A 16,834-nucleotide genomic window follows, 5' to 3' on the forward strand; every position below is an offset into this window, starting at 1 on the left:
ATGACTGAAGTAGTGGACCGGCCAGGCGGCCAGGACGCGGGAATCAAAGCAGCTGCCGCAGCCCCGGGCACTCCGCGGCCGGCCGGGAAGCCCGCCGTCGACGTCGCCGCCCTTGGTGAACAGCTCCTAGGCAAGTGGGCCCAATCCCGCCTGCACGCGCGCGCTTTGGCGGGTGACCCTGCACTGTTCAAGACAGAGGGCCTGACGCACACTGAGCACCGCAAGCGGACGTTCGGGCAGCTCAGGTTCCTCGTGGAGCACGGTGCCGTGCACCGTGCCTTCCCTGCGGCACTGGGCGGCGCCGATGACCACGGCGGGAACGTGGCAGGTTTCGAGGAGCTGGTCACAGCGGACCCGTCGCTGCAGATCAAGGCCGGGGTCCAGTGGGGCCTCTTCGGCTCGGCCGTGATGCACCTGGGCACGGCCGAACACCACGCCAAGTGGCTGCCGGGCATCATGAACCTGGACATCCCCGGCTGCTTCGCCATGACCGAGACCGGCCATGGCTCCGACGTTGCCAGCATCGCCACCACCGCCACGTACGACGCCGAATCCCGGGAATTTGTGATCCACACACCGTTCCGGGCGGCATGGAAGGATTACATCGGGAACGCAGCGATCGACGGCCTGGGCGCGGTGGTGTTCGCCCAGCTTGTGACCAAAGGTGTCAACCATGGCGTACACGCGTTCTACGTGGACCTCCGGGATCCGCTGACCAAGGCCTTCCTGCCGGGCATCGGCGGCGAGGACGACGGCGTCAAGGGCGGCCTCAACGGTATCGACAATGGCCGGCTGCACTTCGACCATGTCCGCATCCCGCGGACGAACCTCCTGAACCGCTACGGCGACGTGGCAGCCGATGGCACCTACACATCCTCCATCGCCAGCCCGGGCCGCCGCTTCTTCACCATGCTGGGCACCCTCGTCCAGGGCCGCGTGTCCCTGGACGGAGCGGCCGTTGCAGCATCGAAGATAGCCCTGACCGCCGCCATCCGTTACGCCACCGAGCGGCGCCAGTTCAACGCGTCCTCCCACACGGATGAAGAAGTCCTCCTGGACTACCAGCGGCACCAGCGCCGCCTCTTCACGCGACTGGCAACCACCTACGCCGCGGGCTTCGCCCATGAGAAGTTGCTCCGGAAGTTCGACGACGTCTTCTCCGGGGCGCACGACACGGATGAAGACCGCCAGGACCTCGAGACTCTCGCGGCCGCGCTCAAGCCGCTCAGCACCTGGCATGCGCTCGATACCCTGCAGGAATGCCGCGAGGCCTGCGGCGGGGCAGGCTTCCTGATCGAAAACCGCTTCGCGTCCCTGCGGGCAGACCTGGATGTGTACGTCACGTTTGAGGGTGACAACACGGTGCTGCTGCAACTCGTGGCCAAGCGCCTCCTGGCTGACTACGCCAAGGAATTCAGGAACGTGGATTTCGGCGTGCTGGCCCGCTATGTCGTGGCACAGGCAACGGGCGCGGCGATCCACCGCACGGGGCTCCGGCAGGTGGCGCAGTTTGTGGCCGATACCGGATCCGTTCAGAAGGCAGCCATTGCCCTCCGCGACGCGGAAGGCCAGCGAGAGCTCCTGACGGACCGCGTCCAGACAATGGTGGCGGACGTTGGGGCCGCTTTGAAGGGCGCCAACAGGCTGCCCCTTGAGAAGGGCGCCGCCCTGTTCAACCAGCACCAGAACGAGTTGATCGACGCAGCCCAGGCACACGCGGAACTCCTGCAGTGGGAGGCCTTTACGGAAGCCCTGGCAGAAGTCAGGGATCCGGGCACAAAGATGGTGCTCACGTGGCTCCGCGACCTGTTCGGTTTGTCGCTGATCGAAAAGAACCTCGCCTGGTACCTCATGAACGGCCGGCTCTCCATGCAGCGGGCCCGAACCGTGGGTGACTACATCAACCGTCTCCTGGTCAAAATCCGGCCACACGCCCTGGACCTCGTTGACGCTTTCGGGTACGGCGATGAGCACGTGCGGTCTGCGATCTTCACGGGCGCCGAAAAGACCCGGCAGGACGAGGCCCGGGCCTACGTCAGGGGACAGCGGGCCAGTGGCAACGCCCCCGTCGACGAGAAGGTGTTGCTGGCACGTGCGGCGGCCGCCCTGCGCACCACGCAGCACTGACCGCTACAACATGACTTAAGCGCGTACGACGGCGCCGCTCCCCTTGTGTGGGGAGCGGCGCCGTCGTACGTTAACTGGTTTGTCACCGACCCGGCGTCAGAGCACCGAGCGGTAGACCTCCAGGGTTGTTTCCGTGATGGACTCCCACGAGAAGTGCTCCTCGGCACGCCGGCGGCCTGCCTCCCCCATGGCACGCGCCCGCGCAGGATCGGACACCACCTCGGTCAGGGCCGCAGCGAACTCGGTGACAAACTTCTCCGGATCCAGCGGCGTGCCGGTACCGTCGGTGACCTGCTCGAGGTCAACCAGCAGGCCGGTTTCACCGTGCTGGACCACCTCCGGGATGCCGCCGGTGGCGCTGGCAACCACGGCAGCACCGCAGGCCATGGCTTCGAGGTTCACAATGCCGAGCGGCTCATAGATCGACGGGCACGCGAACGCCGTTGCGTGGCTCAGGACCTGGATGAGTTCGTTGCGTGGCAGCATCCGCTCGATGAGGATGACGCCGGTGCGCTGTTGCTGCAGCTCCTCGATGAGCCGCGCCGTTTCGGCAGCGAGCTCGGGGGTATCCGCTGCGCCCAGGCAGAGAACCAGCTGAACGTCGGCGGGCAGCTTGGCGGCGGCCCGCAGCAGGTACGGGACCCCCTTCTGGCGGGTGTTGCGGCCAACAAAGACCACGCTCGGCTTCTGCGGGTCGATTCCGAGCGCACGTACGCCGTCTTCGGATTCATCGCGCTGCCAGAGCCCGACGTCGATGCCGTTGTGGACCACCTTGACTTTGGCAGGGTCAACGTCCGGGTAGCTGCGCAGGATGTCCTGGCGCATGCCCTCCGAGACGGCGATAATGGCCGCCGCTGCCTCATAGGCGGTCTTCTCCACCCAGGAGGACAGGGCATAGCCGCCGCCGAGCTGCTCGGCCTTCCACGGCCGCAGCGGCTCCAGGCTGTGCGCGCTGAGCACGTGCGGGATGCCGTGCAGCAGTGACGCCAGATGCCCCGCCATGTTCGCGTACCAAGTGTGGGAGTGGACCAGATCGGCTCCCTCGATGTCCGGCACGATCCGCAGATCGACACCCAGTGTCTGGACGGCCGCGTTGGCCGAACCCAGATCCTCTGGCACGGCGTAGGAGGTCACCCCGGCACCGTGGTAGTCAGCGTCGCGGGGCGCCCCGAAAGCGCGAACCTGCAGGTCAACATGCTTACTAAGCACCCTGCTCAACTCGGCCACGTGGACTCCGGCGCCACCGTAAATCTCCGGCGGGAATTCTTTAGTCACAATATCTATTCGCACGTTACCCAAGGTAGTCCTTCCGCAGTATCTGTTCTAGTGTGAAGGAGTCCGGGCATGCCGGACTGTTTTGGGGAGTTACGAAGGCGTACAGGAGCGACCACTATGCCGTTGAACAAAAAAGTCCTGGCCATTGTCCTTGCAGGCGGCGAGGGAAACCGGCTTATGCCACTGACGGCAGACCGGGCCAAGCCTGCTGTGCCCTTTGCCGGCAGTTACCGCCTGATCGATTTTGCGATTTCCAACCTGGTGAATTCGCGTTATTTGCAGATCGTGGTCCTGACGCAATATAAATCCCACAGCCTTGACCGGCATATTTCCGAAGCGTGGCGGATGTCCACGCAGCTCGGCAACTACGTCGCTTCCGTGCCCGCGCAGCAGCGCGTGGGGAAGAGCTGGTTCCTGGGCAGCGCAAACGCCATCTATCAGTCCCTGAACCTGATCCACGACGCCAACCCCGACATCGTCGTCGTTGTTGGCGCGGACCACGTCTACCGCATGGACTTCGCCCAAATGGTGGAACAGCACGTGCAGAGCGGGGCCAAAGCCACCGTGGCCGCCGTGCGCCAGCCGCTGAACATGGCCAACCAGTTCGGTGTGATCGAAGTGGACCAGAACGATGCGCAGAAGATTGCGGCATTCGTGGAGAAGCCCGCCACCACACCCGGCCTTGCAGCCGATCCCAGCCAGTTCCTGGCTTCCATGGGCAACTACGTCTTCGATGCCGACGCCCTGGTGGAAGCGTTGCACGTTGACGCCGAACGACTTGATACCAAGCACGACATGGGCGGTGACATCATCCCCTACTTCGTCAGCCAGGGTGAGGCCGGTGTCTACGACTTCACGCTCAATGACATTCCCGGCTCCACCGAACGTGACCGTACGTACTGGCGCGATGTCGGCACCATCGACTCTTTCTACGATGCGCACATGGACCTCATCTCGCCGGTGCCGATCTTCAACCTGTACAACTCGGAATGGCCCATCTACACGCGGCAGAGCATCTCGCCGCCCGCTAAGTTCGTCCGCGGCGAGGGCAATACGGTCGGCTCGGCATTGGATTCCATTGTTGCTAGCGGCTGCGTGATCTCCGGCGGCATCGTGGAAGGCTCGGTGCTCTCCAACGATGTCTTTGTCGGCAGGTCCAGCCGCGTGCTCGACTCGGTGCTGATGGACAAGGTCAATATCGGGGAAGGCGCCGTCGTCAAGCGCGCCATCCTCGACAAAAACGTCAAGGTCCCGGCGGGCGCCACGATCGGCCTTGATCACGACCTCGACCGGGCCCGCGGGTTCAAGGTCACCGACTCCGGCATCACCGTACTGTCGAAGGGGCAGGTAGTCCCCGAACCGGACGACGCCGAGCGCGCCCTGGCCGCTGCCAATCTTGTCATCGTGCCGGACGCAGTCAAGGCCGCGACCGAAAAGTGGTCCGAGTTGCGTGAGTCAGTGGACAAGGTCGCCGAAGTACAGGCAGCCGCCGTCGGTGTCTCAATGCAGGGCAACTCCACCAAGTCCTAGAGCCCGCCGGGAGCCCGGTAACCCACCGTTGGGCCGGGCTCCTTACAGGCTGTAAAATTGGGGCAATGAGCTCCCCCGATCTGTCAGCCGGGCTGACGCCTGAAGAAATTCAGGCCTGCCTCAAGGTTCTGAACACCATCCACGTCTACGACGAGGAACATCCGGACTATGTTTCGGTGCGCCGTGCCACCGGGAAAATGTTCAAGGCTGTGAAGCGTCACCGCCGTGTGACCAAGCGGGACCTAATCTCGGAAGCAGACCGGGCAGTAATCGCCCAGACGGCAACGGCGGCGCCGGACCGTATCGACGATGAGACGCGCGGCAACAAACTGGCCACCTCTGCCACAGGCCAGATCGCCGGGCACCTCATCCGGTCCCGGCCTTGCTATATCTGCAAACAGCACTACACCCAGGTGGATGCGTTCTATCACCAGCTCTGCCCTGAATGTGCCGCCTTCAGCCACAGCAAGCGGGACGCCCGCACGGACCTTACGGGCCGGCGGGCGCTGCTCACCGGCGGCCGGGCGAAGATCGGCATGTACATCGCCCTCCGCCTGCTCCGGGACGGCGCCCACACCACCATCACCACCAGGTTCCCCAAGGATGCCGCTCGCAGGTTCGCCGCCATGGAAGACAGCGGCGAGTGGCTGCACCGGCTCCGCATTGTGGGCATCGACCTTCGCGACCCGTCCCAGGTCATGGCCCTGACGGATTCGCTGAACGCCGCCGGCCCGCTGGACATCATCATCAACAACGCCGCCCAGACCGTCCGCCGCTCCGGCAACGCCTACAAGCCGCTGGTTGACGCTGAGGACGAGGCACTGCCGCCCGAACTGGAGCCCGCCAACGGCGGCCCGGAGCTGCTGACGTTCGGCCACGCCCACGACAAGCACCCGCTTGCCCTTGCCAGCACAGTCACTGACCATCCCGTACTGGCGGGCGACGCCATCACGTCGCTGGCGCTCTCCACCGGTTCGGCCTCCCTGGAGCGAATCGCCTCAGGAACAGCGATCGACGCCGGCGGGCTGGTTCCGGATCTTGCCACCATCAACAGCTGGACCCAGGTAGTGGACGAGGTGGATCCCCTGGAGATGCTCGAGGTTCAGCTCTGCAACGTGACGGCACCCTTCCTGCTGGTCAGCAGGCTCCGCGATGCGATGAAGCGCTCTACGGCCCACCGGAAATACATCGTGAACGTCTCCGCCATGGAAGGCCAGTTTTCGCGCGCGTACAAGGGGCCGGGCCACCCCCACACCAATATGGCCAAGGCGGCGCTGAATATGATGACGCGGACCAGCGCGCAGGAAATGCTGGACGCTGACGGGATCCTGATGACGGCCGTTGACACGGGCTGGATCACCGATGAACGCCCCCACTTTACCAAGGTCCGCCTGATGGACGAGGGCTTCCATGCGCCCCTGGACCTGGTGGACGGTGCCGCCAGGGTCTACGATCCGATCGTCATGGGCGAGAACGGCGAGGACCAGTACGGGGTCTTCCTCAAGGATTACAAGCCCAGCCCCTGGTAAGTCGAAGGGCACTGTGCTGACCGGTGCGGCACAGCGTAGGCTCGGCGTCATGAGCAGCGAATCAATTACCGAAGTACACAACCTGGAGCACCACGAGTGCTGGGAACTCCTCCGGACCGTCTCCGTGGGCCGGCTCGCCGTCCTCGTGGACGGCCATCCAGACATCTTCCCCATCAACTACACCGTGGACGGCGGAAGCATCGTCTTCCGTACCGGCCAAGGGACCAAGCTTTCCGCAGCCACCGGAGAATCTCCGGTGGCTGTTGAAGCTGACGGCGTGGACGCCGTCAGCGGCCTGGCCTGGAGCGTGGTGCTCAAAGGGCAGGCAAAGGAAATCAAGGGCACAGAGGGTGTCCTGGATACTGCTGCCCTCTTCCTCTTCCCCTGGCAGGCCGGCAAGAAGGACAGCTTCATCAGGGTGAGCCCTGACTCCCTGACGGGGCGGCGGTTCAAGGTCACCGCCCCGATGACGTGGTGGACTCAGCTGAGCGGGGCCGCCAAAGCCTCCCCCGAGTGACAGCCGTGGACACCCGGCTTACACAAGCCGGGTGATTTCCACGCTGACGCTCAACGCGGATCCCCCGCCGCCGGACAGGATGCCTTTCAGCGGCGGGACGTCGCGGTAGTCACGGCCCCTGGCCACAGTGACATGGAAGTCGCCGGCGGGTTTGTGGTTGGTGGGGTCCCAGCTGCGCCAGGCGCCGTCCCAGAACTCCAGCCATGCATGCGACTGGCCGGCGACTGTCTCGCCGATGTCCGCCGTCGACCGCGGGTGCAGGTAACCGGAGACATACCTGGCGGGGATGCCGCAGCTGCGCAGCGCACCGATGGCAAGATGCGCGAGGTCCTGGCAGACGCCCTGCCGCTGGCCCCAGGCTTCCTCAGCATTGGTGGTGACAGCTGTGGAACCCGACATGTACGTCATCTCGCCGCGCATCCACTCAAAGATGGCGATGGCAGCCTCGTGGGGGTTCTTGCCCGCAACCACGCCGGGAATGATTCCGAGCACCTCAGCGCCCGGGCCGCTGAGCTGCGACTGCGGCAGCCAGTCGCTGAAGGTGTTCAGCGTGTCCTGGGAGGACAGCACGTCCCAGCCAACGATGTCGGCGTCGGCCGGAATCTTCTCGGCACGGTGCACTTCAACCGTGATGTTGGAGACGACCTCTAGGTGCTCGTGCGGCATCTGCATATCAAAGGCGGTCACCCTGGTTCCCCAGTAATCCCGGTAGTTGCTCACGGCTGCCTGTGACGGCGAGACCTTGAGCACCGATTCGAGGACCACCTGCTGGGCATCCGTCAGCGGGGTCATCCGGGCTTCGTTGTACGACAGCGTGACGCGCTTGTTGTACTTGTAGGCCGTGGTGTGGATGATATTCAGCCGGGTCATGAAACTTCTCCCACCCAGGCCAGTTCGTCCGCCTGATTGAAGTATTTACGGGAAATGGCGTCCGAGGCCTGGGCCACAGCCTTCTGCACGCGTTCCATGTGCTCGGGCAGTTCGGACATCAGATCGTCTGTACGGTGGAACTCGAGGAACGTGCGGGCCTGGCCCACGATCCTGCGGGCATCGTTGATGAATCCCACGCGCTGCGCGGACGGATCCAGCTTCGCGAGGCACTCGTCGGCGTCCCGCAGTGCGTAGACGATTGACCGCGGGAACAGCCGGTCCAGGAGGAGGAACTCGGCGGCGTGCTGGTCCCCGAAGGCGGCGCGCCGGGTCCGCAGGAACGACTCATAGGCGCCGGCGCAGCGCAGCATGTTGACCCAGGACATGCCTGCGGACAGGACATCCCGGGTGGAGAGCATCCGGGCGGTCATGTCGGCGCGCTCCAGGGAGCGGCCAAGCACCAGGAACAGCCAGCTTTCGTCGTGGCTCACGGTGGTGTCGGCCAGGCCGCTGACCATGGCTGTCCGCTCCAGCGTCCAGTTGCAGAACCGGTAGGTGCCCACCACGTCCTTGCGGTGCTGGCTGAGCCCGTAGTAGGTGGTGTTGAGGCTTTCCCAGAGGCCCGAGGACACCGTTTCGCGGGCGCGGCGGGCGTTCTCACGCGCGGCCCCCAACGATCCGGCGATGGAGGTGGCACTGGTCTTGTCGTACGCCAGGGCGTGCAGGAGTTCAGGCAGGCCGAACTCCTCGCTCTGCGGACGGGCACCCATAACGGCGAGGAGTTCCTGCGCCACACGGCGGCGCTCATCCATGGGCAGGTGGTTGAGCCGTTCCAGGTGCACGTCCAGGATGCGTGCAGTACCGTCGGCCCGCTCCACATAGCGTCCGATCCAAAAAAGGGACTCAGCAATACGGCTAAGCATTCGCGGTGACCTCCTGCACGTCTGAAATCTGAGGGGATGAACCCGTGAACAATTCTGCCTGTTCCACAGCCCGGCTCACTGCTGCTGCTCCGACTGGCGGTCGCGCCAGTTGCTTTCCACTGGCCAGACCGACACCCGCTCGCGGATGGAAATCGAGGGCCGCGGAACCGTCTCCACAGGCACCTGGGGTGAACCTGCCAGGACCCAGGTGTCCTTCGAGCCACCGCCCTGGCTGGAATTCACAATCAGCGAGCCTTCCTTCAACGCAACCCTGGTCAGGCCGCCGGGCAGCACCCAGACGTCGTCGCCGTCGTTCACGGCGAAGGGGCGCAGGTCCACGTGCCGCGGGCCGAACTTATCGCCGCCCAGGGTGGGAACGGTGGAAAGCTGCAGGACCGGCTGGGCGATCCAGCCGCGCGGATCGGCAATGACCCGCTGGCGCAGGGCATCCAGTTCATCCTTCGAGGCGTCCGGACCGATCACAAGGCCTTTGCCGCCGGAGCCGTCCACAGGCTTGACTACAAGCTCGGCCAGGTTGTCCAGGACGTACTCCCGGGCTTCCTTTTCCTCAAGGCGGTAGGTGTCCACGTTCGCGATGACGGGTTCCTCGCTGAGGTAGTAACGGATGAGGTCAGGAACATAGCTGTAGACGAGTTTGTCATCGGCAACGCCGTTGCCCACGGCGTTGGCGATGGTTACTCCGCCGGCGCGTGCCGCGTTGACCAGCCCGGGGCAGCCGAGCATGGAGTCCGAGCGGAACTGCAGCGGGTCAAGGAATTCGTCGTCGATCCGTTTGTAGATCACGTCCACGCGCTGCTCGCCTGCCGTGGTGCGCATGTAGACGCGATTGCCGCGGCAGATGAGGTCCCGCCCTTCCACAAGCTCAACGCCCATCAGGCCGGCCAGCAGGGTGTGTTCAAAGTAGGCGCTGTTGAAGACCCCGGGGGTCAGAACCACCACGGTGGGATCGTCGACGCCGGCGGGGGCCGTTTTGCGCAGAGCCGACAGAAGCCGGCGCGGGTACTCTTCCACCGGGCGGATGAGCTGCTGCCCGAAGGCCTCCGGCAGGCCTTTGGCCATGGCGCGCCGGTTCTCCAGGACGTAGCTGACGCCGGACGGCACGCGCACGTTGTCTTCCAGGACACGGAACGTCCCCGCGGCGTCACGGACCACGTCGATGCCGGAAATGTGCACCCGGACGCCGCCGGCCGGTTCGAAGCCGTGCACCTGCCGGTGGAAGTGTGCGCTGGTGGTGACGAGCTGGCGCGGGATGACGCCATCGGCCACAACGTTCATTTTGTCGTAGACGTCGTTGAGGAAGGCTTCAAGGGCCCGGACGCGCTGTGCCACGCCTTTTTCCAGCACGGTCCACTCGTCGGCGGGAATAACGCGCGGCACGATGTCGAGCGGGAAGGGGCGCTCCTCCCCCGCGAAGTCAAAGGTCACGCCGCGGTCCAGGAACGTCCGCGCCATCGAGTCCGCCCGGGCGCTGACGTCGGCGAGGGACAGCTTGCCGAGGGCGTCCGCAACCTCCGCATATGACTCGCGGGCTTCCTGGCCGGGGGTGAACATCTCGTCGTAGGCGCCGGTGCGCCCGGCGGCCACGGAGTAATCCTGGAAAAGGTCTGACATGTTCTTTAGCCAACCATCTTTTTGTTTCGAATTCATTACCGCCATCCATTGTGGCGTGTTGCGGGGCCCGGGCCGGTTCGGTGAATACGCGCGGCATCCGGCAAGGTAGGTGAGTGCCAGAAAAGACTAACGCAGGGAGCCCCGGAAACGGCCGGAACGGGAGGCGCCGATGGGCCTGGCTGCCCTCGAATGCAGACAGGCTCCTCCCGGGCCTCGTGACAGCTGCCGTCGCTCTCGCCATGGCCTTCGCCCTGCACGCCGCAGTGCCCGTCCTTCCCGCCATGACGGTGGCGGTGGCCTTGGGACTGCTCGCAGCGAACCTGCCCGGCACGGCAGTCTGGATCGCGGGCCGGGCACGGCCGGGCCTGGACTTCGCGGGCAAGCACCTCATGCGCGGCGGCATCATCCTCCTGGGCCTCAAGGTGAGCATCATGGACATTGTGGGCCTTGGCTGGCTGGCCATGGTTTTGGTCACCGGGGTGGTGCTGCTGAGCTTCGCCGGCACCTACCTCCTGGTGCGCCTGTTCCGGCTGCCCCGTGAGACCGCGCTCCTGGTGGCCACGGGCTTTTCGATCTGCGGGGCATCAGCCATTGGCGCGATGGCGGCCGTGCGCCGGATCCGGCATGTGGACACCGTCCTGCCTGTGGCGCTCGTGACGCTGTGCGGCACGCTGGCGATCGGGCTGCTGCCGCTTCTGATGCATCCGCTGCAGCTTAGCCCGGAGGCATTCGGTGCCTGGACGGGCGCTTCCGTGCATGATGTCGGCCAGGTGGTGGCCACGGCTCAGACCGCAGGCACAGCGGCACTGGGGATTGCCGTCGTCGTCAAACTCACACGGGTGCTCCTGCTGGCACCGGTTGTGGCGGTGGCCGGGCTGCACCACCGCGCCAGCAGCACTGCGGACCAGCAGGCACTCCCGCCCGTCGTCCCTCTCTTCGTGATCGGGTTCGTGGCCATGGTGGGCCTGCGGTCCACAGGCTGGCTCTCCGCCGGCTGGCTTGAGGCAGGCGCCGGACTCCAGGACGTGCTGTTGGGCGCGGCACTGTTCGGACTCGGATCGGCAGTGCGGATCCGCACCCTCCTGCACACCGGAGCGCGGGCCCTGCTGGCGGCGCTTGCCGCATGGCTGCTGATCGCGCTGCTGGGCCTGGCGGCCGCATTGCTGATCACTGCCTAGCCATCCGCCCCGCCCCGGGCCGGCGTTGATCCGCTGCCGGGCTGTCGTGATTAGATGGCCGGGTGTCACATGAGAATCTGCAGCGCAGCGAGGCGGCGCAACGTTCAGCCCTGATCACCACCCACAGCTATGACGTCTCCCTTGACGTGAGGCAGGCCGCAGATCCGGACGTCGCGGGCTACACCAGCCGAAGCGTCATCAACTTCTCCGCCGCGCAACCGGCTGCGGAGGGGTCTGCGGGGCCCGTTGCGCAGGGGGCTGCGGGGCCCGGGCACGGGCCGGCGGCGTCGACCTTCCTGGACTTCATCTGCGACGACGTCCACAGCGTGATCCTCAACGGCAAGGAACTGCCGGTGGCGGACATTGCGGACGGATCCCGCATCCGGCTCGATAACCTCCAGGCGGAGAACCAGGTCACGGTCACCGGCACGGCCCTCTACAGCCGTTCCGGTGAAGGCATGCACCGCTTTGTGGATCCGGCAGACGGCCAGTGCTACCTCTACACACAGTACGAGCCCGCCGACGCGCGGCGCGTGTTCGCCAACTTCGAGCAGCCCGACCTGAAGGCCGAATTCACGTTCCATGTGACGGCGCCGTCGCACTGGGAGGTAGCCTCCAACGGCGCTGAGTCAGCCCGCACCCGGCTGACCGGCGATCCGGACACCAGCCGCTGGGACTTCGCCACGACCAAGCCGATGTCCACGTACATCACCACCGTGCTGGCCGGCCCGTACTTCAAGGCACGGGACCAGTGGAACGCAGTGCTCGACGACGGCACGCAACTGGACGTTCCCTTGGCACTTTACTGCCGGGCATCCATGGCGGATTCCTTCGATGCTGCGGAGCTCTTCCGCCTGACTAAGAGCGGGCTGGATTTCTTCAACAGGCTGTTCGGCTTCCCGTACCCGTGGGGCAAATACGACCAGGCGTTTGTGCCGGAATATAACCTCGGCGCCATGGAAAACCCCGGACTTGTCACCTTCACCGAAAGCTACGTCTTTACGTCGCGGGCCACCGACGCCCAGTACCAGGCACGCGCGAACACCCTGATGCACGAGATGGCCCATATGTGGTTCGGGGACCTGGTCACCATGCAGTGGTGGGACGACCTGTGGCTCAAGGAATCGTTCGCCGACTATATGGGTACGTTGGGCGTTGACCGGGCCACAGCCTGGGAGACCGCCTGGGTGAGCTTCGCGAACAAGCGCAAGGGCTGGGCCTATGCCCAGGACCAGCTGCCTACCACGCACCCGATCGTTGCGGACATCCCCGACCTTGAGGCCGCGAAGCAGAACTTCGACGGCATCACCTACGCCAAGGGCGCCTCAGCGCTCAAGCAGCTCGTGGCTTACGTGGGCTTTGATGCGTTCATCGCCGGTTCGAGGCAGTATTTCCAGGACCATGCCTACGGAAACACCACCCTTGCTGACCTGCTGGCCGCCCTGAGCGCCGCTTCCGGCCGGGATCTGGCGGGCTGGGCGGCGCAATGGCTTCAGACCTCGGGCATTTCCACGCTGTCGTTGGACATCACAGCCGACGACGGCGTCCTTGGCTCCGTGACGATCGTCCAGGATGCCCTGGACCCCGTCACCGGACGCGAGGAATTGAGGCCGCACCGGCTTCGTGTGGGCCTGTACAACACGAACGACGGCGGCACCCTGGTCCGGACGGGCAGCATCGAAACCGACGTTGTGGGCCGCCGGACGGAAGTCCCAGGGCTCGCCGGCCAACCGCGGCCGGAACTGCTGATCCTCAACGACGATGACCTGACATACGCCAAGGTCCGGCTGGACCCTGCATCCGAGGCCACCGTTCTGGCATCCCTGGACCGTCTCACGGACCCGATGGCGCGGGCGCTGTGCTGGACCGCGCTCTGGAACTCCGCCCGCGACGGCGAAAGCCCCGCCACCCGCTACGTGGACGCGGTCACGGCGTTCGGACCCTCCGAAACCGGAATCGGCGTTTTGCTGAACATCCTTGGCAACGCCTCCACCGCCGTCGAACGCTTCACCCCGCCGCTGCGGCGCAAAGCCGTGCGCAGTGCCTTCCTGGCAGCGGCCGACGCGCGGCTTGGCACGGCCGCTCCGGGCTCCGATCACCAGCTGGCCTGGGCACGGACTGTGGCGGACGTCAGCCGGCACGACCCCGCCCTCCTGCCTCGCCTCAGGGGCATCCTGGACGGCACGGTGGTACTTGAGGGTCTGGCGGTGGACGCCGAGCTGCGCTGGAACCTGTGGCATGCGCTGGCGGCCCACGGCCAGGCCTCCGTGGCGGAGCTGGACGCCGAGTTGGAGCGGGACACCACAGCCTCCGGCCGCGCCGGCCGCGCAACCGCACTCGCCGCCCGGCCGGATGCTGAAGTCAAGGCAACGGCGTGGAAGGAGGCCGTGCACGGGACGGAGTTGTCCAACCAACTCCTGAGCGCCACCATCGCCGGCTTTACCACCGCCCCGCCGGCACTGCTTGACCCCTACGTGGAGCCGTACTTCGAATGCCTTCGCGACGTCTGGGATAGCCGGAGCATCGAGATCGCCAGCCGGATTGTGCGAGGTTTGTACCCGCATGCACAGGACCTGCCTGCGGACGGCACCCGGCCGGAGCGGCACGCGGTGGTGCTGCGTACCGATGCCTGGCTGGATGCCAACACCGATGCACCCGGGGCCCTGCGCAGGATTATCGTGGAGCAGCGCAGCCACCTGCTGCGTGCGCTCACCGCGCAGGCCGCATCGATTGCTCCGTAACCCCCGTTTTGGGCGTCCAAAAGGGCGCGTGGGCCCACGCCGGCAGGGTTCCCTGGCCGAGCTTGCGAGGCGAGGGTGCCGGTGGGGAGCAATCGACGGGTTCAGGGGACGCGGTGCAGCCATTCGTGGGTGCCGAACTTGGTGGCGACCCGCTCGCGGGCGGTAGCCAGTTCGGCCGCTGTGAGTTCTGACGGGCTGGCAGCGTAGCGGTCGGTGAAGACGTCCATCATGGCCGCGATGATCTCGGTGCGGGCCAGGCCGGTCTGGCGCCGCAGCGGGTCCACGCGCTTCTTGGCACTGCGGGTGCCCTTGTCTGACAGCTTCTCCTTGCCGATGCGCAGCACCTCCACCATCTTGTCGGCGTCGATGTCGTAGCTCATGGTGACGTGGTGCAGCATGCCGCCGTTGGCCAGGCGTTTTTGCGCCGCCCCGCCGATTTTGCCCTGGTCCGTGGCGATGTCGTTCAAGGGGACGTAGAAGGCACTGATGCCCAGCTTCTCCAGCGCGGCCATCACCCAGGCGTCCAGGAAGGCATATGAATCCGCGAAGCTGATCCCGTCCACGAGGGTCTGCGGCACGTAAAGGGAGTATGTGATGCAGTTGCCGGCCTCCATGAACATGGCTCCCCCGCCGCTGATCCTGCGGACCACGCTGATGCCGTGCCGGGCAACGCCGTCGGGGTGCAGTTCGTTCCGGACCGACTGGAAGCTGCCGATCACAACGGACGGTTCTTCCCAGTCCCAAAAGCGCAGGGTGGGGTTACGCCGGCCCGCGCCCACCTCTTCAGTGAGGACTTCGTCCAGTGCAACGTTGACGTGGGTGGGCAGCACCGTAGGCGCGATGATGTTCCAGTGGTGGTCCGACCAGGACGTGGCATGCGCCAGGGCACGGCGGACGGTGACCGCAACGGCGTCCGCCGTAAAGCCGAACAGGACGGCGTCCGGCGGCAGCGAAGCGGTGACCGCGTCCGACAGGTCCGCCGCCGTCGTGCTTTCCGGCAGGCCGGTGAGGGCTTTGTTGATCTCCGGAAGCGCTTCGTCCGGTTCGAGGAAGAAGTCACCGCTCACGGACACATCCGCCAGGAGTCCGTCCACGACGTCGAGGTCCGCCACCACCAATTTGCCGCCGGGAACCTTGTACTCGCCGTGGAATCGGCTGGAGCGGTCTTCTTCTGCGGGTGGTGGTGTGATCGTCATGCCTTCCATCCTGCCGCACACCGCGGGCGTTTACTCAACTGCCGTTAACGCGAAAAGCCCGCACCGTTGCCGGTGCGGGCTTTCCAAAGAACCTTGGGGTGAAGTATTACTTCTTGCCGCCGAAGCCCTTGAAGCGAGCGTTGAAGCGCTCGACGCGGCCTGCAGAGTCCATGATGCGCTGCTTGCCCGTGTAGAACGGGTGGGACTCGGAGGAGATTTCGACGTCGATAACCGGGTAGGTGTTTCCGTCTTCCCACTCGATGGTCTTCTTGGAAGACACGGTGGACTTGGTCAGGAACTTGACGCCGGAAGCCAGGTCGTTGAAAACAACAGCTTCGTACTTCGGGTGGATATCAGACTTCATAATGGGACCTTTGTTCGCACAACTGGATTTTGCCAGCTGCCAGGTATGAATGGGATGGCTGGCGTCCGTTTCACTGCTCGAGGCAAAAAACGCGGGACAGCCAGCTGTTAATGATAGCGGATCAGGGTGAACCCTGCGAACCGCGGGGCCGGAGTTCCCAGAACGCCACTGCGGAGGCCGCGGCCACGTTGAGGGAGTCCACGCCGGAGCGCATGGGGATCCTGACGGCGAGGTCGACGGCGGCGAGTGTCTCCGCGCTCATTCCGGCGCCTTCGGTGCCGAGTACCAGTGCCAGCCGGTCCGGATTGCGGGCGGCCAGGTGGTCAACGTCGACGGCGTCGTCCGTCAGTTCCAGCGCCGCCACGGTGAAGCCGTTCTGCTTGAGGACGCTGAGGTCCTGCGGCCATGATTCCAGCCGCGCCCAGGGCACCTGGAAGACAGTGCCCATGCTGACGCGGACACTGCGGCGGTAGAGGGGATCACCGCAGCGCGGCGAAATCAGGACCGCGTCGATGTCCAGGGCGGCCGCGGAGCGGAAGATGGCGCCGACGTTGGTGTGGTCCACAATGTCTTCGAGGACCGCAACCCGGCGGGCGCCGGCCAGCAGCTCGTGGAGGGGCACCGGTGCCGGTCGCTGCATCGCTGCCATGGCGCCGCGGTGAAGATGGAAGCCGGTGATTTCCTCGAGCAGTGCGGCACTGCCGATGAAGGCCGGCACGTCAGGATAGGCGCCCAGGACATCCTGCAGGTCAGCCAGCCATTTTTCCGCCAGGAAAAATGACCTCGGCTGGTGGCCGGCAGCCAGGGCGCGGCGCAGGACCCGGGAGGATTCGGCGATGTACATCCCTTCAACCGGCTCGCGAAGCTTGCGCAGGTGGACGTCTGTCAGCTGCGTGTAATCGGACACGCGGGGGTCCGCCGCGGATTCAAGGTAGTGGATTGTCACCGGCTG

Annotated in this window: 13 protein-coding genes; 6 read left to right on the plus strand and 7 right to left on the minus strand. The window is 65.5% G+C overall.

Translation table 11 applies throughout. The features are described from left to right. Positions 1-2,127, plus strand: a complete 2,127-nt coding sequence (locus GUV69_RS03585) for an acyl-CoA dehydrogenase family protein (protein ID WP_164199793.1) — start codon at positions 1-3, stop codon at positions 2,125-2,127. A 96-nt stretch (positions 2,128-2,223) separates the two neighbouring features. Here the strand turns inward: GUV69_RS03585 and glgA are convergent, their stop codons facing one another. Continuing rightward, positions 2,224-3,417, minus strand: coding sequence for a glycogen synthase (gene glgA / locus GUV69_RS03590; RefSeq protein ID WP_164199795.1), 1,194 nt, complete (start codon positions 3,415-3,417; stop codon positions 2,224-2,226). A gap of 102 nt (positions 3,418-3,519) precedes the next feature. On the opposite strand from glgA, the gene glgC reads away from it, so the two are divergent. The 3 genes from glgC to GUV69_RS03605 all read left to right on the plus strand — a co-directional run bounded on the left by glgC (position 3,520) and on the right by GUV69_RS03605 (position 6,978). After that, entirely contained in the window at positions 3,520-4,932 is a 1,413-nt protein-coding gene (gene glgC / locus GUV69_RS03595) for a glucose-1-phosphate adenylyltransferase (protein ID WP_164199797.1), read from the plus strand. Between the two features lie 65 nt (positions 4,933-4,997). After that, positions 4,998-6,461 (plus strand): SDR family NAD(P)-dependent oxidoreductase, encoded by a 1,464-nt coding sequence (locus GUV69_RS03600; RefSeq protein ID WP_164199799.1) that lies wholly within the window; start codon positions 4,998-5,000, stop codon positions 6,459-6,461. Between the two features lie 49 nt (positions 6,462-6,510). After that, on the plus strand, positions 6,511-6,978 hold the full coding sequence (locus GUV69_RS03605) for a pyridoxamine 5'-phosphate oxidase family protein (protein ID WP_164199801.1): 468 nt from the start codon (positions 6,511-6,513) through the stop codon (positions 6,976-6,978). Positions 6,979-6,996: 18 nt separating this feature from the next. On the opposite strand, the gene GUV69_RS03610 is transcribed toward GUV69_RS03605, so the two are convergent. From GUV69_RS03610 to GUV69_RS03620, 3 genes are all read right to left on the minus strand, one after another. Beyond that, positions 6,997-7,848 (minus strand): transglutaminase family protein, encoded by an 852-nt coding sequence (locus GUV69_RS03610; protein ID WP_164199803.1) that lies wholly within the window; start codon positions 7,846-7,848, stop codon positions 6,997-6,999. Further along, positions 7,845-8,771, minus strand: a complete 927-nt coding sequence (locus GUV69_RS03615) for an alpha-E domain-containing protein (RefSeq protein WP_164199804.1) — start codon at positions 8,769-8,771, stop codon at positions 7,845-7,847. Before GUV69_RS03615 ends, GUV69_RS03610 begins: the two co-directional genes overlap by 4 nt. A gap of 75 nt (positions 8,772-8,846) precedes the next feature. Beyond that, on the minus strand, positions 8,847-10,403 hold the full coding sequence (locus GUV69_RS03620; RefSeq protein WP_164199806.1) for a circularly permuted type 2 ATP-grasp protein: 1,557 nt from the start codon (positions 10,401-10,403) through the stop codon (positions 8,847-8,849). A gap of 179 nt (positions 10,404-10,582) precedes the next feature. On the opposite strand from GUV69_RS03620, the gene GUV69_RS03625 reads away from it, so the two are divergent. Together GUV69_RS03625 and pepN are read left to right on the plus strand one after the other, a co-directional pair. After that, positions 10,583-11,581, plus strand: a complete 999-nt coding sequence (locus GUV69_RS03625; RefSeq protein WP_280113776.1) for a YeiH family protein — start codon at positions 10,583-10,585, stop codon at positions 11,579-11,581. Positions 11,582-11,643: 62 nt separating this feature from the next. Beyond that, positions 11,644-14,322 carry an aminopeptidase N gene (gene pepN / locus GUV69_RS03630; protein WP_164199809.1) on the plus strand — a complete coding sequence of 893 codons (2,679 nt, stop codon included), beginning with the start codon at positions 11,644-11,646 and terminating at the stop codon, positions 14,320-14,322. A gap of 101 nt (positions 14,323-14,423) precedes the next feature. Here pepN and lplAB read toward each other — a convergent pair whose 3' ends face one another. The 3 genes from lplAB to GUV69_RS03645 form a co-directional block, all read right to left on the minus strand. Continuing rightward, the gene (gene lplAB, locus GUV69_RS03635) at positions 14,424-15,518 is read right to left on the minus strand and encodes a lipoate-protein ligase LplAB (RefSeq protein WP_208786573.1); all 1,095 of its coding nucleotides are present in this window, start codon (positions 15,516-15,518) and stop codon (positions 14,424-14,426) included. Between the two features lie 106 nt (positions 15,519-15,624). Then, entirely contained in the window at positions 15,625-15,882 is a 258-nt protein-coding gene (locus GUV69_RS03640) for a type B 50S ribosomal protein L31 (protein WP_028267311.1), read from the minus strand. Positions 15,883-16,003: 121 nt separating this feature from the next. Further along, positions 16,004-16,828: a TrmH family RNA methyltransferase gene (locus GUV69_RS03645; RefSeq protein WP_164199813.1), complete on the minus strand. Its 825-nt coding sequence runs from the start codon at positions 16,826-16,828 to the stop codon at positions 16,004-16,006. Between the last annotated feature and the right edge of the window lie 6 nt (positions 16,829-16,834).

It is taken from the genome of [Micrococcus luteus] ATCC 49442 (genome assembly GCF_010367585.1).
Lineage (GTDB): Bacteria > Actinomycetota > Actinomycetes > Actinomycetales > Micrococcaceae > Arthrobacter > Arthrobacter luteus_A.

Coding starts and splice junctions, on each gene's coding strand:
- GUV69_RS03620 (WP_164199806.1), bottom strand. CDS start 10,403: ATGTCAGACCTTTTCCAGGATTACTCCGTGGCCGCCGGGCGCACCGGC.
- GUV69_RS03610 (WP_164199803.1), bottom strand. CDS start 7,848: ATGACCCGGCTGAATATCATCCACACCACGGCCTACAAGTACAACAAG.
- lplAB (WP_208786573.1), bottom strand. CDS start 15,518: ATGACGATCACACCACCACCCGCAGAAGAAGACCGCTCCAGCCGATTC.
- glgC (WP_164199797.1), top strand. CDS start 3,520: ATGCCGTTGAACAAAAAAGTCCTGGCCATTGTCCTTGCAGGCGGCGAG.
- GUV69_RS03640 (WP_028267311.1), bottom strand. CDS start 15,882: ATGAAGTCTGATATCCACCCGAAGTACGAAGCTGTTGTTTTCAACGAC.
- GUV69_RS03605 (WP_164199801.1), top strand. CDS start 6,511: ATGAGCAGCGAATCAATTACCGAAGTACACAACCTGGAGCACCACGAG.
- GUV69_RS03600 (WP_164199799.1), top strand. CDS start 4,998: ATGAGCTCCCCCGATCTGTCAGCCGGGCTGACGCCTGAAGAAATTCAG.
- GUV69_RS03615 (WP_164199804.1), bottom strand. CDS start 8,771: ATGCTTAGCCGTATTGCTGAGTCCCTTTTTTGGATCGGACGCTATGTG.
- GUV69_RS03585 (WP_164199793.1), top strand. CDS start 1: ATGACTGAAGTAGTGGACCGGCCAGGCGGCCAGGACGCGGGAATCAAA.